The organism is Dyadobacter sp. CY312, assembly GCF_021390535.1.
Taxonomy (GTDB): Bacteria; Bacteroidota; Bacteroidia; order Cytophagales; family Spirosomataceae; genus Dyadobacter.
In genome coordinates this window covers 16,545-38,344 of the sequence record NZ_JAJUXG010000030.1, presented here as the reverse complement: position 1 = coordinate 38,344, position 21,800 = coordinate 16,545, and the positions used below count along the sequence as shown (strand labels likewise).

General features: G+C 43.0%; 14 protein-coding genes. 8 read left to right on the top strand and 6 right to left on the bottom strand.

Annotated features, from left to right (window positions below):
- The first annotated feature begins 530 nt into the window (after positions 1-530).
- From LZG71_RS28410 to LZG71_RS28385, 6 genes are all read left to right on the top strand, one after another.
- Positions 531-1,112 (top strand): RNA polymerase sigma factor, encoded by a 582-nt coding sequence (locus LZG71_RS28410; protein WP_233826332.1) that lies wholly within the window; start codon positions 531-533, stop codon positions 1,110-1,112.
- Between the two features lie 112 nt (positions 1,113-1,224).
- The gene (locus LZG71_RS28405) at positions 1,225-2,292 is read left to right on the top strand and encodes a FecR family protein (RefSeq protein WP_233826330.1); all 1,068 of its coding nucleotides are present in this window, start codon (positions 1,225-1,227) and stop codon (positions 2,290-2,292) included.
- 184 nt (positions 2,293-2,476) lie between these two features.
- Entirely contained in the window at positions 2,477-5,956 is a 3,480-nt protein-coding gene (locus LZG71_RS28400) for a SusC/RagA family TonB-linked outer membrane protein (protein ID WP_233826328.1), read from the top strand.
- Between the two features lie 13 nt (positions 5,957-5,969).
- A complete protein-coding gene (locus LZG71_RS28395; protein ID WP_233826326.1) occupies positions 5,970-7,700 on the top strand; it encodes a RagB/SusD family nutrient uptake outer membrane protein in 1,731 nt (576 codons plus the stop codon).
- Between the two features lie 170 nt (positions 7,701-7,870).
- Positions 7,871-10,729, top strand: a complete 2,859-nt coding sequence (locus LZG71_RS28390) for a PVC-type heme-binding CxxCH protein (RefSeq protein ID WP_233826324.1) — start codon at positions 7,871-7,873, stop codon at positions 10,727-10,729.
- Positions 10,730-10,774: 45 nt separating this feature from the next.
- Positions 10,775-11,959, top strand: a complete 1,185-nt coding sequence (locus LZG71_RS28385; RefSeq protein WP_409013690.1) for an FG-GAP repeat domain-containing protein — start codon at positions 10,775-10,777, stop codon at positions 11,957-11,959.
- A gap of 292 nt (positions 11,960-12,251) precedes the next feature.
- Here the strand turns inward: LZG71_RS28385 and LZG71_RS28380 are convergent, their stop codons facing one another.
- The 6 genes from LZG71_RS28380 to LZG71_RS28355 form a co-directional block, all read right to left on the bottom strand.
- Complete coding sequence (locus tag LZG71_RS28380; protein WP_233826320.1) at positions 12,252-14,624, bottom strand: S41 family peptidase; 2,373 nt, start codon at positions 14,622-14,624, stop codon at positions 12,252-12,254.
- Positions 14,625-14,686: 62 nt separating this feature from the next.
- Positions 14,687-15,193, bottom strand: coding sequence for a DUF4252 domain-containing protein (locus LZG71_RS28375; protein ID WP_233826318.1), 507 nt, complete (start codon positions 15,191-15,193; stop codon positions 14,687-14,689).
- Between the two features lie 5 nt (positions 15,194-15,198).
- Positions 15,199-15,648 carry a hypothetical protein gene (locus tag LZG71_RS28370; protein ID WP_233826317.1) on the bottom strand — a complete coding sequence of 150 codons (450 nt, stop codon included), beginning with the start codon at positions 15,646-15,648 and terminating at the stop codon, positions 15,199-15,201.
- Positions 15,635-16,129: an RNA polymerase sigma factor gene (locus LZG71_RS28365; protein WP_233826315.1), complete on the bottom strand. Its 495-nt coding sequence runs from the start codon at positions 16,127-16,129 to the stop codon at positions 15,635-15,637. The genes LZG71_RS28370 and LZG71_RS28365 overlap by 14 nt, the downstream gene beginning before the upstream one ends.
- 356 nt (positions 16,130-16,485) lie before the next feature.
- Positions 16,486-17,508, bottom strand: coding sequence for an LLM class flavin-dependent oxidoreductase (locus tag LZG71_RS28360; RefSeq protein ID WP_233826313.1), 1,023 nt, complete (start codon positions 17,506-17,508; stop codon positions 16,486-16,488).
- A gap of 124 nt (positions 17,509-17,632) precedes the next feature.
- Positions 17,633-18,202, bottom strand: coding sequence for a DJ-1/PfpI family protein (locus tag LZG71_RS28355; RefSeq protein WP_233826311.1), 570 nt, complete (start codon positions 18,200-18,202; stop codon positions 17,633-17,635).
- 377 nt (positions 18,203-18,579) lie between these two features.
- On the opposite strand from LZG71_RS28355, the gene LZG71_RS28350 reads away from it, so the two are divergent.
- A complete protein-coding gene (locus LZG71_RS28350; protein WP_233826306.1) occupies positions 18,580-20,220 on the top strand; it encodes a ribulokinase in 1,641 nt (546 codons plus the stop codon).
- Between the two features lie 88 nt (positions 20,221-20,308).
- Positions 20,309-21,796, top strand: coding sequence for an L-arabinose isomerase (araA, locus tag LZG71_RS28345; protein WP_233826304.1), 1,488 nt, complete (start codon positions 20,309-20,311; stop codon positions 21,794-21,796).
- Positions 21,797-21,800 lie beyond the last annotated feature (4 nt).

Genomic DNA, 21,800 nt, shown 5'->3' with positions numbered 1-21,800 from the left:
ATGTCTTATTGACCTGTTTGGAAGACGATTACGGCATTCAGAGGCTGCCTGAGTCGGTCCTGATAATCCCTGCAAGTAATTTTGTTTTGTCGTTTCGTTCAGGAAAGATTAACTGCTCCACTTGTTCGGACCCGCTGAGTATATGTGCGAGTTAATTCTTGCTATCTCAGCTAGTAAGGTAAATGCTGCATCACCATACCTTGGGCTAGCTTCTTGGGTAAAAGTCCGTCATCCAGTGCAAAATCTTTATACTTTTGCATCAGCTCAAAAATTTCCAGGTAACTTCCTGAATATTTATAGTACTCTCCATGGGTTGGGGCTTTCGATTTTCAGCTCCCACTGGATGAATATTTATGCTGTATTAAAAAATTTTCAATCCTTGTCTGCTCTTTCATGGCAGTCATGTTTCAATTTGCTATTCCACTATTCAAATTCACTTCCGAACGACAATTCCTTTATGAGTATAAACGATGACCGGAACTGTTTGAAAAGAAAGTAATTATTATTTCTAAGCCGTAATCTTTAATTAAATGATTAAGGAAGATATACAAATATGGCAAAGGTTTGTTGAGGGAGATAAAGCTGCTTTCGAGTATCTTGTTCAAACTTACTATACCGCTCTTTTCGACTATGGAATGAAATTTACCTCGGATCGGGAAATGGTTAAAGACCATATTCACGATTTGTTTACTACGCTATGGGATAGACGCAAACATCTGAGTCAGGTCGATCAGATAAAACCTTATCTTTTGAAAAGTATCCGCAACAGACTTTTCAAAAGCTATCGTCGTGCAGAGGTTTTACTGGATATTGATAATTACCAGGAACAGGTTTTTCAGGATGATACCATGGAAATGCAGATCATTTCAGAGGAATCTGTTATTGAAAGAGAACGAAAGATCACATTCATACTAAGTCAGCTTACCCGAAGACAAAGAGAGATTATACACCTCAAATTCTATGAAGATTTGTCGAACGAGGAAATTGCTGACATTTTACTAATCTCCCGGGGGGCGGTGGCCAACTTGCTATATCAGACTTTAAAACTCGTAAAGGAAAAATGGAAAGTGTCGCTGTTTGGTATACTTTTCTATTTTTTATTTAGCTGGTAGTCAAATATTTACTTCATATTTTAATGGCAATGGAAAAAAAGTGACATTTTTTTCATTATCCGCCGTGCCTTTCTGGGTTATGTCCTTGTAAGGTTAAATTTTATATTTTTTCATGAAAAAATTTTATAATTGTAATCTTCAGACTTTACTCTTAGATGAAGACTTTAAACGATGCGTTCGGGAAAACGAGAAAGGCAATAATCATTTGTGGGAGGAATTGTTGAAGCAAAATCCTGAACATTCCTACACGATGTGCCAGGCGCGTGAATTACTTCTTTCACTGAGCCGGAATATGTCTTCATTAACTGAAGAGGAGTTGAATGAAGGGGTTGCAGCAATATTGTCTTATACAAAGGAGGAACGTAGTAGATTCCGCATAGGACATCAATTTAGATGGCTTTCTATTGCAGCATCTGTGGTGATCATTATTGGAATAATAACTCTGAGACCAAAGCACAAACAAGCCGATTATGCATATCATAAGATAATTGCAAATGTGACAACGTCTTTGCAGGAAGTAGTTAATGAAACTGATAAGGAAAAGCGGATAATACTTCCGGATAGCAGTATTGTCCTTCTATCCCCATCAAGTAAAGTAAGTTATACCAATCCATTGATCCAGAACAACCGAAGGGAGATTTATCTCTCAGGAGATGCGTTTTTTGAGATTCAAAAGGACACATTAAATCCTTTGTTTGTATATGCAAACGGATTAGCGACACGTGTGGTAGGGACAAGCTTTCTGATTAAAACCACAGACAATGAAGTAAAGGTAATGGTGCGGACGGGACGGGTTGCTGTAATTCCGATCAATACTAAGGAAGCGGCACCGCAAAAAACGGAGCTCTTATTGATTCCTAATCAACAGGCGTTGTTCTCGACAAAGGACAATGCAATTTCGAAGACGATCATTGAATTTCCGGACGAGATCAAAAAAATAAAGAAGGAACAACTATTATCATTCAAAAACAGGCCGATCGCGGAGGTGTTCGAAGTTCTTGAAAAAGGTTATGGTATTCCTTTTGTCTATGATCGATCGGCGACGGCTAAATGCCTGGTTCATGTTGAATTTACTGATGAATCGCTTTTTCAAAAACTTGATATAATTACCCAGACTATTGGTGGCAGTTATTGTGTGATTGATGGGAGCGTGATTATTTCAAGTACCGGCTGCAATTAACCTAATCATAACTTAACCATAATAATATGATGAAACCATAACCTAAAAAAAATGGGTCGATAGCGGTACCAGCGCTATCGACCCTGATTACTCCTCACCAATCTAAGTAGTACTTAAAGGTTCCCGTTATCGGGAATCGTGGGAGGGCTTTGTTGCTTGTGTACACTAAAACCGTTGTAAAATTATGAAAAAAAATAGTATACCATTAAAAATTCTGGCAACAGTGATAAAGGTAACCTGTATTCCATTCCTTGTCTCACTCATTTTTACCAGCCTTACGTTTGCTGGCAATGGCCTGGCCCAGGAGCTCCTGAAACGAGAGATAAGCTTAGATGTGAACAGCCAACCGCTCAGTGACGTGTTGGCAAATATTGAGAAGTCAACAAAGGTTAAATTTTCCTATGTACCGTCTCTGGTTGAGAAGCATAGAGTGAGTATTTCTGTGTCGAAATACTCATTGGATGTCGTTTTAGACAGATTATTAGTTCCGTTAGGTATTCAGTATGCGGTATCCGGAGGGCATATTGTCTTGACAAAAAAGCATGATAATACAGACGATAACAACAAACTGCATGAAACCATTGATAGGTCTACCCATGAACAGCTAATAACGGAGGCAACCGTTACCGGACAAGTGCTGACCGCGGATTCAAATAGTCCTTTGCCTGGAGTAAGTGTGGTGATAAAAGGTACTTCAACTGGAACTACGACAAATGAAAAAGGTGGTTTCCAACTTTCCGTTCCGGATAATGTTGATGCGGTATTGGTTTTTAGCTATGTGGGTTATATAACACAGGAGTTGAAAATAGGTAACCAAACGCATGTTGAAGTTACACTACTAGAAGATACTAAGGCACTTGGAGAAGTAATTGTGGTGGGCTACATGACTCAAAAGAAGGCGGATCTGACTGGCTCCGTTGCAATGGTTACCGCACGTGAAATCGAGAAAAATAGCTACTCCAATGTCATGCAGGGATTGCAGGGAAGGCTTCCTGGCGTTTATATTACGGGTGATGGAAGTCCTGTAGGTAATGTGAGCGTGCAGATAAGGGGACTGACTTCCATGCGGTCGGCTCCTCCGTTAATTGTGGTCGACGGATTTCCAACAAACGTTAATCTGAGAGATATCAATCCCAATGACATTGCATCCATACAAGTTTTGAAAGATGCGGCATCAGCCAGTATTTATGGTTCCAGAGCGGCAAGTGGTGTTATTCTCATTGAGACCAAAAAAGGTAAAATAGGTGAAACCAAAATTGCATACAGTGGTTCAGTGGGTGTATCCAGTTTTATGAACCGGGTTCCTATGATGAATACACAGGAATTTGGCCGTGCATTTTGGCAGGCGGCTGTCAATGAAAAACAAGATCCGAATGCTGTTACGCAAATCTATTCTTTCAAATCACATTTGGATCCGAATGGGAAACCTGTTCTGGATGAGGTAATTCCCAGGGAATGGCTCAATTCTGAAAAAACAATGAAAGCGGCTGATACTGATTGGTTTGACGCCGGATCACAATTAGGACTTCAGAATAATCATCAGATTACGTTGACCAACGGGAATCAGAATGTGCGAAATATGTTTTCGGTAAATTACTACGAAAACCGTGGTACACAGATACATACCGGTCTCAGACGTATTTCCTTACGTTTAAATTCTGAATATAGTTTGATCAAGAACCGGTTGAATATAGGTGAGAATATTGCAGTCTCTACCTCAAAAATTAACGACCAGAATCACAGTCACTCTTTTTTAACAATGCCTCCGATTATTCCGGTTTATACCACCGATGGAGGCTGGGGCGGCACGGCTTATAGCTTGGGGATGGATGATTACAATAATCCCGTACGTATGCTCAACCTCGGAAAGGATAATTTCACTACAACCAATAAAATAATCGGAAGCGTATATGCAAATCTGAAAGTTTTGAAAAATCTTCATCTGAAGACTCAATTCGGATTGGATTATACCGGGAACAATTACAGGCATATAGAATTTACCTGGGTTGAAGGCGGAGGCAAAAGGAATATTAACAATGGGGTTAGAAGTTATCAGGGACAGGATATTACGACTACCTGGACCAATACTTTGAACTATAACTTAAGCCTTCAAAATCATAGTCTCGATTTCCTTGCCGGTATGGAAACGTCAAGGTATACTTTCCAGAATATGGAAGGCTTTCGGAGGGGTCTGGAACTGGAAAATTATGATTATGGCTACTTAAGTTCGGCCACAGGTACGCAGGAAATATATGGTACTGGCGATGAGTTTTCCTTGTTATCTTATTTTTCCAAGTTCAACTATTCGTTCAAAGACAAATATCTGCTTTCGGCAACGCTCCGATACGATGGCTCTTCAAAATTCGGGATTAATAATCAATTCGGTTTTTTTCCGGCTGTGTCTGCCGGGTGGCGTTTAAGCGATGAAGATTTCCTTAAGAATGTGCCTTTTGTTTCGGATTTAAAACTAAGAGCAAGTTGGGGTATGAATGGGAATTCCAATATCCCTACCAATGCATTGGTCAATTTCTATGATGCGAATTATAATGCAACGAGTTACGGCTTGGCGGGCAACGAATCCGGGACGCTGTTTTCAGGATTTAGAAGACGACATGTCGGAAATCCGAATCTGAAATGGGAAGCAACAAGGCAAACCAACCTGGGAGTGGATTTTGGTATACTCGGGTCAAAGCTAACCGGATCAGTCGATTATTTCTATAAGTATACTGAAGGAATGCTTTATGAACCTCCCTATTTAGCAGCCATTGGAGAAGGGGGGTATCAGTGGATCAATGCGGCTAACATGACCAATCGTGGGATTGAGTTAATTTTAACTTATGGCGATAAATTGGAAAGTGGATTTGAATATTCTTTTACCGGTAATTTTAGTACGTTCAGAAATAAGGTAGATGATTTGCCGGAATCGGTGAAATTTACCTATGGAGGAAATGGATTGGACGATGATATTCTGGGACGCCCGTTAAATTCCATTTACGGTTTTATTGCGGATGGCTTATTTAAGTCGGACGAAGAAGTAGCCAATTCTGCGGAACAGCAGGGGAAAGGGTTGGGAAGAATCCGCTATAAAGATTTGGACAATGATGGGAAGATAACCTGGGAACACGACCGTACCTGGATTGGTGTCAGTGATCCAAAATTTATGTACGGATTGAATGTAGACTCCAAATTTAAGAATTTTGATTTCTCTATGTTCTGGCAGGGAATTGCCGGTAATACGGTAAGAAATGACTGGAAGTCATACAGTGATTTCTGGAATGTATGGACTCAGAGCGGTTTCAATCACCCCAAAAGATTATTAGGTGCCTGGACACCAGAAAATAACGATTCCGATATTCCTGCTTTATCTCTTTATAATACGAATGACGAACGTAGGGTGTCTACTTATTTCACGGAGTCGGGTTCGTATTTGAAACTTAGGCATATTGAGTTGGGATATAATCTTCCGGCCCGCGCTATCTCTAAAATCGGGATGAAACAGTTCAGGGTTTATGTGAATGCCCAAAATATTGTCAACCTCAAAAAGTGGTGGGGTGCCAATAAGTATACCGGCATTGATCCGGAAAATGCAAGCAAGGCAAATGAATATTCCAGCCCGTATGTTCGCCCCCAAATATTCATGATGGGTATTAATGTTTCATTTTGACAACAATACAGATATGAAAACAATAAATAGATTTATACTATTGGTTTGCACAATATTGGCTTTTACCCAGTGTCAGGATATATTGGAGGTGAATCCGAAGGGAATCATTACAGAAGAGCAAATAAGCGAACCAAAACACATTGATGGTCTTGTAACAGCTGCCTATGCGTTTATACCAAGAGCGCATGCTTTCGATACAATGAACCCATGGATTGCCAGTTTCCGGTCTGACGATGCGTATAAGGGTGGTGGTGGACTCGACGATCAAACTCCCTGGTTTCAGATGGAAACCTATTCGTTGGTGAATGCCAACGTCGGGAATAATGATGGCGTCTGGTTTAGTGGGTACAGCGGAATTTCCAGAGTGAATACTGCAATTAATGCCATCAAACGCATGGATGAAACCAAATATCCGCAAAAGAATGAGCGGATTGCTGAAATGCGCTTTTTGAGAGGGTGGATTCATTTGAAATTGAAAAGGATATATAGATACATTCCGTATGTGGTTGAAGAAGATACGAATGAGGATATTGTTAAAATTCCCAACAGGGAGGAAGGCAGTACATCAGATCTGGCTCTCTGGCAGAAGATTTATGACGACTTAAAGTTTGCGGCTGATAATTTACCTGAAACACAGGCTGAAAAGGGAAGGATTTCAAAATATGGGGCGAAAGCGTTTTTAGCTTACACTGTATTGTGGATGGCTTATCCACAAGATGACAGGAATCAGCTTACAACCATTGATAATGTTAAACTAACAGAAGCACTGGCATTAGTTAACGAAATTATTGACAGTGGAAAGTACAGATTAGCGACCGACATGGCCGAGAATTTCATGCTGGAATATGACAACGCCTCACCAGAATCCTTGTGGGAACTACAATTTACGATAAATGATGGTACCGTTCGTGGTAATCTCAATGAAGGAAACGGACTCACTGCTCCCTGGTGGAACCCTTATTTCAGCTGTTGCGATTTTCATAAACCTACCTATAACATGGTAAATGCATTTAAGGTAGACGCCAATGGATATCCACTCTTTGATACATTTAACAATGAAAATATCGTAAATAAGAAAGAGTACTTTGCAAATAATACCTGGGATCCGAGGCTTGGACATACGGTGGCCGTTCCGGGGCATCCCTGGAAGTATCAGCCAGTTATGTTCGATAGCACCGCCTCGAGGCAACCAGCAGTGTACGGGTATTTTCATTCGCTGAAAGAGAATGTGACAACCAACAGCCCGGGCTTGTTTAATGCCTTCTGGATGTTCAATTCCAAAAATCAGCTGGAAGTGAGGTATGCCGAAGTTTTGTTGTGGAAGGCAGAAATACTCATTCAACTGGGGAGGCATATGGAAGCATTGCCGGTTATCAATCAGATAAGAGAACGTGCTGCACGCAGTGTAAACAGGCTAAAAATGCCAAACGGAACATTTCCTGTCAAGTACAAAGTAGAACCTTATGTGGTGGGAAGTAATGTAAAGTGGGATAAAGCGTTTGCATGGAATGCCTTAATGTGGGAAGCAAGGCTTGAAATGGCGATGGAGGGCCGCCGGTTTTTTGACCTGGTGCGATGGGGAATTGCTGCCAAAACACTGAATGAGTACCTCAATGCCGAAAAGAAACGAAGACCATGGCTTGAAGTCGCTAAATTCACTGCTGGCAGGGATGAGTATTTGCCAATTCCGCAAGCGCAAATGAATTGGTCAAGAGGTGTTTACAAGCAAAATATAGGATACTGATCTGAGTAAAAAGCTCTAATATAGCAGTTTAGAAAGAAGCCTCATAACCGTAGTTGGTTATGAGGGGATGGGTAAAAGGATGTAGACTATTCTGATTATATCCTTTTACTCATTCGATAATTTTTACAGGTAGAATCATTCATTTTCTAATTATTTCAATAGTTACTTTTATGCGATATATAGTAATCATTTTTCTGTCTCTTTGTCTAATTGGTCCGCCGAATTGGGCTTACTGCGTTAGCCTTCAGGAAAAGAAAGACAGCGTACGTTTTGACAGGGATTATGCTCTGGAGGCAACCATGTTGGGCTTTTTTGCTCCCGACGGGGCCCGCAATCCCACACTTAAGGCAAATAAAGGCGATCGGGTGCGGATTAAGATTACCAACGGTGAACTGATGACGCATGATATTGCTCTGGAAAAACTCGGTATTAAAAGTACGGTGATACTTGAAAAGGGCAGCAGTACCAGTATCACATTCACGGCACAGCAGAATGATACCTATTACTGTTCAGTTCCTGGCCATCGTGTGGCGGGTATGGTTGGAAGTTTTGAGGTGGTGGAAGGCGTTATATCAAATGCGACCATTGCAGGACAACTGCCTACCAGGGACGGACAACCTGTAAATCTCAATTTTGAAAACGGGTCACTTAAAGATTGGACCGCTACCGGAGATGCATTCTCCAACGCGGTCTTTAACTCAGATCCTTCTCCCGTGCATGAAAAGGAAATGCATATTGGTTTCGAAGGGAAATATTTTCTTAGCAGCGGAGGAACGGTTAACTCTAAGCTAACCGGAACTTTGACCTCTGTTCCATTTAAGGTGACACAACCTTTTGCAGCTTTCCGGGTTTCGGGAGGAGCTTTGCAGGATACCCGTGTTGAGCTTTTACTGGCTGGTACGGATCAGGTCATTTTTCATATAACCGGGCAGGGGCGCGCTACTTTACAGCCTGTGGTCGTGGATTTGCAACCCTACATGGATAAAGAAATTGTGATCAGAATCATCGACAATGAGACCGGTATTTCTCAGATTCCCTACATTCCAAATGACAAATGGGCGCATATTAATTTTGATGATTTTCTTTTTTATCCAAGTCGACCCGCTTTTCCCAATGAACTGAAACAGAAGGATATTATCATTCTGCCACCTTTGGACCCTGTGTTGCATGCCGGACTCTCAGGAGTCGAGGCAGCCAAAGTCATGACTCCACCAAAAGGTTTTACTGTGACTCTGGCAGCGGCGGAGCCCGATGTAGTCCGTCCGATTAGTTTCACAATTGATGCAAAAGGAAGGCTTTGGGTGGTAGAAGGCCATACTTATCCTGTACCAGCGAAGGAGGGAGAAGGCAGGGATCGTATCCTGATTTTTGAAGATACCAATGGTGACGGGACCCTGGACAGCAGAAAGGTATTTGCGGAAGGTTTGAATTTGGTCAGTGGTATCGAAGTTGGGATGGGTGGTGTCTGGCTTGGTGCGGCTCCTTACTTGTTGTATATTCCGATCAATGCCAAAAATGACAAACCCGCAGGGCCTCCGCAAAAGTTACTGGATGGATGGGGCGTTCACGATACTCACGAAGTGCTGAATAATTTGAGATGGGGCCCCGATGGTTGGCTATATGGTACGCATGGTGTTTTCACACATTCAAATGTAGGTAAGCCGGGTGCTCCTGATTCTGAGCGTACCAAATTAAACGCAGGTGTCTGGCGATATCACCCGATCACACATAAGTTTGAACTGTTTGCAGAAGGAACCAGTAATCCATGGGGAATTGATTTTAATGATTACGGGCATCCTTTCATCACAGTATGCGTAATTCCACACATGTATCATGTTATCCAGGGGGCACGTTACCAACGGCAGGCAGGAGCTCACTTTAATCCATATACCTACGATGACATTAAAACCATTGGTGATCATGTACACTGGCTTGGTGATCGCGGACCGCACGCTGGTAATTTCCGATCTGCCTCTGCTGGGGGTGGGCACGCACATGCAGGAGCCATGATATATCTGGGTGGTGATTCATGGCCAAAGGAATATCGTAATGAAATCTTCATGAACAACATAAATGGCTCCCGACTGAACGTTGATCATTTTGAGCGGAACGGATCGGGTTATGTTGCTTCTCATAAGAATGATTTCCTGGCCATGAATGATTCCTGGTCGCAGTGGTTGAATATGAAATATGATCCAAGTGGATCGGTATATGCTATCGACTGGTATGATAAAAACCAGTGCCATAGTCCCAATCCAGATGTACATGATAAAACAATGGGTCGGATTTTTAAAATTACTCATGACAATGACAAATTTGTTAAAGTGGATCTTTCAAAAGCATCGGATATGGAGTTGGTTAATTACCAGCTGAATGCAAATGATTGGTATGTGCGTCAGGCGAGAACAATATTGCAGGAGCGTGGCGGGAATAAAAAGGTACATAAGGCACTAAAAGAAATATTGGCTCAGAATCCGGATGTGACCCGCAAACTTCGTGCAATGTGGGCTCTGCATGTAACAAAAGGATTTACGGAAAAAGAACTTACAGATCTGCTGACCAATGAAAACGAAGATGTAAGAAGCTGGGCAGTTCAGTTGTTGGCCGAAAATAAAACGGTTTCACCCGAGACACTGAGACAGTTCACAATCCTCGCACAAAAAGATACCTCACCGGTTGTCAGGCTGTACCTTACGTCTGCTTTGACGAGGCTCGCACCAGCTCAAAGGTGGGATGTATTGGAGGCTCTGGTTCAAAAAGCTGAGGACAAGGATGACCATAACCTGCCATTAATGGTTTGGTATGCTGCCGAGCCACTATCAGCAATTGATATGAAACGCGCAATGCTTTTGGCGCAGAAATCAAAACTGCCTAAAATTTTACCATACACCATTCAGCGCATTGGTGCTATTGGGACGGATGAATCTAAAAAGGTGCTGAAAGATCTGGAAAACAAATTGGGTGCATTGGAACACTCACATGAAAATCACGAAACCCAGATGTTGATTGGGAAGATTTTAAATAAGTAGTTGGAATAAGTTATGTGAATGTTTAACTCAATAAGCATGGTAAAGATGATCCCACCAGGCATAAAATCTGTTTTCTGTGTCCTGATACTTGTTTTATTTTGTGTAAATCTTTCAATAGCCCAGTCTGATCGATACAAAAATTTCAAAAAAACGACACTGACCCGAGATTTTATTTCCGAAGGCGTGGCGGTTGCAGACCTTAACAAAGACGGGAAAATGGATATTATTGCCGGCTACTATTGGTTTGAAGCGCCGAATTGGAAAAAGCATGAGCTGGCTCCGTCCCGTGTTTTTGATCCCCGTAAGGAATACAGTAATTCATTCCTCAATCTGGGAATGGATGTAAATCTGGATGGTTGGGATGATGTGGTGATTGTTGACTTTCCAGGAAAACCGGGTTTCTGGTTTGAAAATCCCAGAAATAAATCGGACCAATGGAAGAAACATATCATTGCTGACTCCGTGGGGATAACCAATGAATCTCCGGGCTTTGTTGATGTAGACGGTGACGGAAGGTTGGACATACTTTGTGGTGATAAGGACAAAAAGCAGATCGTCTGGTTACAGGCTCCGACCAAAAAGGGGCAAACAGAATGGAAACGTTTCGCCCTGAGTGAAGAGAATGTCCTGGGTACCGAGATTTTTTCTCACGGAATCGGATACGGGGATATCAACATGGATGGTATTAATGATGTAGTCATTCGGGAAGGCTGGTTTGAAGGAACCAGGAACAATCATGGTGGGAACTGGGTTTTTCATCCTGCCAGTTTAGGCGAGCCCTGTTCCCATATGCAGGTTCTGGATGTCAATGGCGATGGTAAAAATGATGTGGTAAGTGCATCTGCACATGCGTTGGGAGTGTGGTGGCACGAGCAAATTAAAGGTGCCGATGGTGAAATTAATTTCAAGACGAATTTAATGAGTAACACAACAGCGCAGACACATGCATCCATTATGGCGGATCTGAATGGCGACGGAGTCAAAGAGTACATCACAGGAAAAAGATTCCTTGCGCATCACGGTCGCGACCCCGGAGACAGCGACGCAGCTATATTGCTTTGTTTTGAGTTCGATTCCAGTAAAGAACCCTATTTTGAAGAGCATGTAATTGATATTGATTCAGGGGCAGGTCTTAATATTGTAGTGCAGGATATTAATCTGGACCAGAAGCCGGATATCGTGGTTGCTAATAAAAATGGTGTGTTTTTGTTCGAAAACGGGCTGAAGTGATAAAGTGTGCCTAGGGAAGGCTCCAACAAAGTAGTTATTGTGAATAATACAATCAGTTTCGTTACTGATGGCAAAGAATCTCCTTCATTGTTCCTTTACAATGCATGGAGATTCTTTGCATGTAGCGTTAATCAATTAACGGACTTAAAGGAATGTATGAAGACGAAAAAATGAATTACTCTGAAAATAACCTGAGCACAGACCAAAAACTTACCTGGTTCTACTGCTACCAGGTAAGTCGCTGAATTACTTCGTCGTATAGGCAGGTGCGTCATAGGAGCAATTATACATTTCAGTGAAGATCATTAAGTGCCTCGCTAATTGCTTTACTTAATATTTCATCATCGCCATTCAGGTAACCCCGAAGTGTTCTATTGACAGGTATATCAATCTTAACTCCTAATTTTTGATTTGGTGTTCCATCCGGATAGTACTCACCAAAGCCGGAAAAGAACGAAAAATATTGACCAGGGAAATTGATGGTAATGGCCATTCCGTTTGCACCAGCAGTCTGCGTACCTATTGTGGTGGTACGAGTGACACCTTGCAGAGCAATTACATTCCATTCTGCCTGGCTCTGAATACCTTCATCTACCAGTATATAGTATTTTTTGTTTTTTAAAAATGTGTTAGAATCAGGTCGAATAATTTCACACTCAATAAGTGAGTGGTTTTTTGCTAAATCCGGACTTACAACAAATGGAAATTCATTATACGCCACTGTATCGGGCTTTATGGCTATGTAAGATGCCAGTTTAGTGCCTATGTGACTATCACGGGGATACCCTCTTGCATCCAGAATAATTGATTTGCAGTCTTTTAACATTTGTGACAAACTATCCAGCTGATGCACATAAAGCCGGTTTATTCTCATATATCCTATACCGGGTTCGAGTACCTGACAAAACGGTTCTTTTAGAGGAGAGCGATTTATCTTACCTCTCAAAGTATAATAATCATCTCTTTTGATTCTGGTAAGCGTAACATCTTTAATCTGACCTTTACTCCGGACAGTGACCACCGCAGCACTGCCAGAAGTCCCATTTGTAAGCCAGGTGAAATAATATTCCCGGTTAAACCCTGCTGTATTGGAAGCCACAATCAGTTTTTCCCATTGCTTCGCCAGCGTGCTTATTGGAACCTGATCAATGGCGATCAGTTCATCACCCTCCTTAATTTGAGACAAGTTATTGCGCTGCATTGTATCTGCCAGAATGCTGGTTATAAACACTTTGCCATCCACCAGATCCGTCCCAATGGGAAGATTACCATCCATAATGCCAACCGGTGATCTGCCACCTTGCTTGTTGATTAATATACTATGCCCATCCTGAATGGAGGTAGTCAGCTCCATTAGTGCTAAAAAATAAAGGGAGTCATTTTCAGCCTTTATAAATTTGGGGATGAAGTGGGTTAAAGCTTTGTTCCAATCGAGTGGGATCAGGTTTTTGTTGGGAGAAAAGTAGTGAATGGCATTCCAAAAGTTGAAAAGTCCTAGTAGCCGTAATTTCAGATCAGGTACTTCTTTTGAAGGATAATCAAACTGTGGTTTTCGGATGTAAACGGTATTCTCAATCTGGTTTGAAGCGGAGTGTTTTACGGGGTGACTTAACAAAAACCCGGCTTCTTTCAGGATAAGTTTTTGAGGATCTTTGACTGATTGACACGGGATGTAGATATCCGGTGCTGATCCAAGCGTTCCATCCTCGTATATCATTTCTGAGGTTCTGATCTTTGCAGTTAGACCATCTGATAACTGCATGTGATAAAAATCCCCGTAAACATAGTCCGGCATTTCTCCCTGAAAGATGATGCTGCACAAATTTCGATGACGTAAAGCCAGCAGCGCTTTAAGTGTGTTCACATTGACGTAGCGATTAACGATAAAGCAAAATCTTTTTGATCTGAGCGATAGGTCTTGATTTGATAAAAGATAACCTCCTTCTGAAATATTTTTCAAGCCATAGTGAACTTGTAGCTTGCCATTTATATCTCCCTTTTGATCTTGTGGTAATATGTTGATATCATGGGGAAAGTCTTCGCGCATGAGACCTTTGTAGTAAAAGCTGCGTGCAGTAGGTAATATCAAGGTCTTGCTTATCAACTTTCCAATCAGAGGTTGAACAAACTGAGTGTATTGCTTTAATCCCGCGTTATTATCAATCGTGGCATTTCTTAAATCAATGACAAAGGAATGGTTGGAAGAAATTAATTTAGGTGTTAAAACAGAATCCAGTTTAAGTCCGTTTTTAAATATATTCTGAGAAGCTGTGATGTATGTTGATTTTGAAGCCAAAGAAGTCAAAGTGAGCCCGGGTTCTGTATATGGAGACTCCGTAGCAAGATCTTTACTATCAATGACTGCCGAGTAGGGATCATTCAGATCTGAAAGCAGGGCTGAAATTGCATTCTTAAAGCCAGATGTGCCTGGATCATCCAGTAATTTACCAATGTTTGAGATCACCAAACTATCTGGGTATAGCACTCCTTTCCCAACAGCAGGATGAAAGTAATTGACTACGCCCCACAATCTTCCAAAATCAGCAATTCGGGCTATTTTAAGGGAGTCAGGATTTTGTATTGAGTCTTGATCTCTGTGGGCGTAAGCGCATACCGATTGAAGCGTAACCAAGAGGCTAAGCAGCGTTTTAACTATAAATTTCATGGCAATTAGTGACCGTTATGAGAGGAAAAAAGCGTGTTGAAGTACTGGTAAAATGCGGGTCTTTATCTGCCCACCGCCAGCAAGCGCACACTTTCCAGATCGATGTTGTCTCCCAGAAAACTGCTGACCAGCAGCTTCTTTTTACCCACAGATACATTAACCAGTTCGGTAATTTTATTTCCGTTACTGCGCGTGTAGATTATACCAGAAGTTACACCGTTTAACTCCCAACGGTAGTATTCTTTGTAAGTGCTGCTTTTTTTCATTTCAGCGTCCAACTGGTTAATGACTTTTTTCGAGTATTCGGGCGGACTGTCAAAACTGAGGTATTTATATGTTTTTACCTGCTTCATGATACGCGCTATGCTCGGGTGCGACCACATGCCGGTTTCATTGGATCGTTTCACCATGGCTTCACCCATGGTGTTTACCGCGTACTTTGGCAAGTCGGAATATTGTTTGAAGTACAGGTCAATAAAGGTTTGACTTTGCTCTGGTTCCGTTTTACTCTGCCCGAAGGAGATGTAACTGGTAAGTAGTATTATGTATATAACAATGATCGGTTTCATAAGGCTTAGTTTTCTGTTACTGCATTGTCTGGTAATTCAGTAGGTTCGTTGAGATGCTGGTATGCCTGATTAAGTGCGTTTGACATGGACATCAGGCTTTCTTCGGCAGTCCTGCGTGCCAAAGCCTCAATCTCAAGTTGGGTATTTAACTTTTGATTATAATCCACACCCAACCAGGTCAGACCCGAAACCAAAATGGTGACCGCTGCTATTTTTAGCCATACCGGATAACCCAGCATTACAGATTTCCTGTTCTTTTGTTCAATCGTAAAAAGCACTTCGTCATGTCCTATTTCACTAAAATCCTGGATGGCAGCAAACCAGTCTTTGTCTCCCGTGTGGCTCTCATCCGCTGCTTGCTTTGACAGATAGGCCTTGATCAACTTTTCTTCCGCTAATGTCGTCTCTGCCTTCCAGTATTTTTCAAGCAGTATTTCAAGCTTATCTTTTTCCATGTACTCTTTCCTTTAAGTATTGACGGGCTCTGTACAAATACACTTTTACCTGTGCTTCTGAAATCTCCATGACCTTTGCAATTTCCTTGTATTCCAATTCTTCAATTTCGCGCAAGTGAAGAATATTTCGCTGAATATCAGGGAGTTTACTGGTAAGGGAATTGAAGCGAAACATCAGGTCATCAGTAGTCATTTCTGTTTCTGTCTGACTAGGTTCTGCGAATTCAGGAATCTCTTCCAGTGTGCTGTGCGTTAGACTTTTCTGCTTCTTGATGTAATTCAAATACTCATTACGTATCATCCGCATCGCATAAGCCTCAAAATTATCCCAGCTTTCCCAGTCATCCCTTAGCTTCCAAAGTTTGAGAAGAGTATCCTGCAGAATATCTTCGGCATCTTTTACATCTTTCGTAAGCGATAACGCAAAGCGGTAAAGCTTGCGCTGGCTGCTTATAAAAAGATTGTAAAGCCTGGGATTCATAGGGTTTTGTAAGGGAGACAAAACGGATTGACTAAAAGTTACAATTATTTTTAATTAAGCTTTCGCGATCAAAAACTTTGCAATTGCATTCTCTTACTACCTTTTCATGCGCAGAGAAATCAGGGGCTGATGTATGAGGAGGTTTTCACAAGGTGCTGTAAGCACCGTGCCGATCTGATGAACAAAACGGAACGGGGTACGCTTGCAATAATGTCTCTTCCCTCAGCGTACCGTTCTACAATATATTTAAAGGAACAGTAAAGAGCGTGGCAAAAAGCGGTTAAACCGATCTTTGCCACGCCAAGAGAATTCTAAAACATGACGTTTCTTTTTTTAATCAAAGTGAGTGCCGGAAGTTAACGCCAGCCCAGTCCGGGAGCTACATGCTCTAAAATTGAAGACAATACATGCACGTTGTAGTCAACTCCCAAAGTATTCGGTATTGTCAAAAGAACAGTATCCGCTTCCTGAATAGCTTCGTCCTGCGCCAGTTCTTTAATGAGTTGGTCAGGTTCCGCAGCATAACTTCTGCCGAAAATGGCACGTTTGTCCTGTTCAATCATGCCGATTTTATCTCTCCGATCGGCTTCCTGTCCAAAGTAATAGCGGTCCTGATCGCTAACCAGTGCGAAAACAGACCGGCTTACTGAAACCCTTGGTTCGCGTTGATGTCCCGCTTTTTTCCACGCTTCTTTATACAACCGGATCTGTTCCGCTTGCTGCACATGAAATGGCTTGCCGTTTTCGTCATACTTCAAGGTAGAACTTTGTAGGTACATGCCGTTTTCGGCAGCCCAAACAGCGGTAGCATTAGAAGCCGCACCCCACCAGATCCGTTCGCGTAATCCTTCCGAGTGTGGTTCCAAACGCAGTAAGCCGGGAGGGTTCGGGAACATCGGGTATGGATTCGGTTGCGCAAACCCTTTGCCTTTCAGTCTTTCAAGGAATTCGAGTGCCTTACGACGTCCCATCTCCGCGTCGGTTTCTCCCTCGGCAGGTTCATATCCAAAATAGCGCCATCCGTCAATTACCTGTTCCGGCGACCCTCTGCTTACTCCCAATTGCAATCGTCCCCCGGAAATTAAGTCCGCAGCACCGGCGTCTTCCACCATATACAGTGGATTTTCATAGCGCATGTCAATAACGCCCGTTCCAATCTCTATTTTGCTTGTTTTGGCACCGATAGCCGAAAGTAACGGAAAAGGTGATGCTAACTGAGAAGCAAAATGATGAACACGAAAATAAGCACCGTCTAAACCGATTTCCTCGGCAGCGACGGCCAGGTCGATAGATTGCAGCAATGTGTCGCTGGCTGTCTGTGCCTTGTAAGCCGGATGGTTAGCCCAATGCCCGAACGATAAAAATCCTATTTTCTTCATGAAATATCTTTCAGATTCATTTAAGGATTAGACAGATTTTTGGACGGTAAAAGTTCCATGATGTGAAAGCCCCGGATATGAACCTTAATATGAAAACAGAAACAAAAGCACCCTGATTCTGTCTTTACTTTTCGACAAGTTCCGCTTCATTGAGACAGGCAAACACTTCCCGGTAGAACTCCGGGTGAGATTGCCAGGTTTGTCCGGTTATTATATTTTGGTCTCGAACAGCTTGCTGGGTACAATAGGTGCCGCCCCCCATTTCAATTTCAGCACGGACATGTTCGTAAGCGGTTAACTTTCGGTTTTTGGCTAATCCGGCTGTGACCAAAATCTGGATGCCGTGGCAGATGGCAAAAATCCATTTGCCCTGCCGGTCAAACTCACGAACTACTTCCAAAAGCGGGGCATGATTCCGCAGGTACTCGGGGGCGCGGCCTCCCAGTAGCAGAATGGCTTCATATTCGTCTACAACCGCGTCTTCAATCGTCAGGTGTGCATCCAGACAATAGCCAGGTCGCTCCACATACGTATCCCAACCAGGTTCGAAATCGTGCATTACAAGGTTAAGGCGTCGTTTACTCGGGGCTGCGATCACAGCAATATCACCTTCTTCCTGGAAGCGGTGAACGGCGTAAAGGGTTTCGTAACTTTCGCCACCATCTCCGGTGACAATCAAAATTTTGCGATTCATGATGTAATGGATTTTGAATTGGTAGCTATAATTGAGCCATTTAACTATGTCAAACAATCTAAAGTAACAACCATTCACGTCCTACCTGCCAAAAGTTGGTTTGCTTCGGGCGAAAATAAATGGACAGAGGAGTTTAATCGGTTATTCGGATTCATTTTTGCAAAAGTGGCTTGTGATTTATAAACACGATGTTAGCGTATTGATCCAAAATTAAATTATATCATTATTTGATGAAATCATTATATTTCAATATAATTGTGTCAAATTAACACTAATTAAGTAATTCCTGAAAGCAACTTGCTGTATTTAAGGCTGTCAAGCGATGTGGCAGTCTTTATATTAATTTTGAAAGCTATTCATTCATATATGGTTACGTTATGAACAATCAATTTGTAATAGGGGTCGATTTTGGAAGTGACTCTGTCCGGGCGGTGGTAGTGAATGCGCAAACGGGAGAGTCCGTCGGCACACATGTGCACGAGTATTCCCGGTGGAAGCAAGGCCTATATTGCAATCCCGCGTTGTCCCAGTTCCGTCAGCATCCATTGGATTATCAGGAAGGGCTTGAAGCGACCATTCTTGGGGCGCTTGGCCAGGCTCCGGATCATGTTCGTGCACAGGTAGTCGGTATATCCATCGATACCACGGGTTCAACCCCTTGTCCGGTCGATGAAGCGGGTTTGCCGCTGGCATTACGCCCTGATTTTGCAGAAAATCCAAACGGCATGTTCCACCTCTGGAAGGATCATACCGCCAATGCGGAGGCAGAAGAAATCAATAATCTGGCGCACACCTGGGAAACTGACTTTACCAAATACGTGGGCGGGATATACTCTTCTGAATGGTTTTGGGCTAAAATGCTTCGTACGTTACGTGTTGATGCATCCGTGCGTGAGCACGCCTATTCCTGGGTTGAACATTGTGATTGGATATCGGCCTTGCTAACTGGTCATGTTAATCCGCTTACGTTGAAGCGTTCACGGTGTGCTGCGGGTCATAAGGCATTGTGGCATGCTGAGTTTGACGGGCTTCCTTCTCAGGAATTTTTTACGAAACTGGATCCCTTACTTACGGGTATACGTGAAAGGCTTTTCTCCCAAACTTACACATCCGATGGACCGATGGGGAATCTCTCTGCGGAATGGGCTGAAAAATTTGGCCTTTCTACCAGTGTCGTTGTAGGGGTGGGAGCATTTGATGCGCACATGGGCGCTGTTGGGGCGGAAATAGAACCGTATGCGTTTGTCAGGATTATTGGTACTTCTACCTGTGATATTTTAATTGCTCCAAACGAGGAAATCGACGGGCGACTCATCAAAGGGATCTGCGGACAGGTTGACGGTTCTGTTGCTCCGGGGATGGTTGGGCTGGAAGCAGGCCAATCGGCTTTTGGAGATGTTTACGCCTGGTTTGCAAAAATAATTATTGATCCCGTTCGCGCACTTTTAGGAGACGAAGCGGCACATACTTTAAGTAAAAATCTGATACCTCATTTAGCCGATCTTGCTTCAAAACTGCCTGTTACAACTAATGATATTGTTGCACTCGACTGGATTAATGGCCGTCGTACGCCAGATGTGAACCACTCGGTGAAGGCTTCTATTGCTGGATTGAATCTGGCGGCTGATGCACCTAAAATTTTCAAAGCACTGGTAGAGGCAACTGCGTTTGGTTCCCGTGCCATTGTCGACCGGTTTACGGAAGAAGGCGTGCCGATTAAAAAGGTGATCGCAATTGGCGGTGTAGCCAAAAAATCAGCATTCGTGATGCAAACCCTTGCTGATGTGCTCAACAGACCCATTCAGGTCGCCAATGCGGACCAGGCATGTGCATTGGGCGCGGCGATGTGTGCGGCGGTTGCGGCGGGAGTTCATCCCAATCTGGAAGCTGCGCAAAAAGCGATGGGTTCCGGGTTTGATGTAACGTATCACCCACGTCCTGATAAGGTAGCGACCTATGAAATTCTTTACCAGAAATATCTTAGGTTGGGCAATTTTATAGAAAATACGTTTGTATAGAACTGTTAAAAAAATTAATAATCCAGTCACATTTTACTTTTCACATCTCACCAGAAAAGAGGAGTAATTTCAAAAATATCAATTCAGAATGCTAAATCTCAAACAGTTCGAAATTTGGTTTATTACAGGCAGCCAGCATTTGTATGGAGAAGAAACGCTGAGACAGGTTGGCGATCATTCTCAAATCATCGCCGGGTTTCTTAACGACTCCGCCATCCCTGTCCGTGTTGTTTTTAAACCTGTGGTTAAAACGCCTGATGAAATTTACAACATCTGCCAGGAAGCCAACCTGGCTCCTCACTGCGTGGGGATTGTAACCTGGATGCACACATTCTCCCCGGCCAAAATGTGGATTCGTGGTTTGAATATCCTTAAAAAGCCACTTTTACACCTGCACACACAGTTTAACCGTGATATTCCATGGGGAGAAATAGACATGGATTTTATGAATCTCAACCAGTCGGCGCACGGTGACCGGGAATTTGGTTTCATCATGTCACGTATGAGACTGAACAGAAAAGTGGTTGTCGGTTACTGGCAGGATGCGGCCGTTATCTCTCAGATCGCTTCATGGAGCCGGGTAGCTGTTGCCGCTTTTGAATTAAAGACAATGAAAGTAGTCCGCTTCGGAGATAATATGCGGCAGGTTGCTGTAACGGACGGAGATAAAGTTTCGGCAGAAATGACTTTTGGGATGTCTGTCAATACGCATGCGACCGGCGATCTGGTAGCAGTAATCAATCAGGTTACAGATGCTGAAATAGATGCGCTTGTGACAGAGTACGCTGACAGCTATACGTTGATGACTTCCTTACTGAAAGGCGGAAACCAGCATGGCTCGCTGAGGGATGCTGCCAGGATCGAGATCGGATTACGGGCATTTCTGGAAGATGGAAATTTTAAAGCTTATACCAATACCTTCGAAGACCTTCACGGCATGGCGCAACTCCCGGGTATTGCTTCGCAACGGCTAATGGCTGATGGCTACGGATATGGAGGAGAAGGTGACTGGAAAACTTCGGCCATGGTGCGTACCATGAAGGTGATGGCGGCAGGACTTCCCGGCGGAAATTCGTTTATGGAGGATTATACGTATCATTTTGACCCGATAAATCCATTGGTACTGGGTTCACACATGCTGGAAATTTGCCCGAGTATTGCAGCTGGAAAGCCATCGTGTGAAATCCATCCGCTGGGAATAGGAGGTAAGGCAGATCCTGTTCGCCTTGTTTTTGATGCCCCGGCCGGTTCTGCAATCAATGTTTCATTGATCGACATGGGAAACAGATTCCGCCTTCTTGTGAATGAAGTGGAAGCTGTGGCTGTAATGGAAGCCTTGCCAAAGTTGCCGGTTGCGCGTGCTTTGTGGAAACCAATGCCCGATATGAAAACCGGATGCGCTGCATGGATTCTGGCAGGAGGTGCACATCACACCGTTTACAGCCAAAATCTGACGACAGATCAAATCGAAGACTTTGCCGAGATCTTCGGGGTGGAACTCGTTGTGATTGATAAAAGTACTAATTTGAGACAATTGAAAAACGAACTCCGCTGGAATGAAGCGGCTTATAAATGATTTA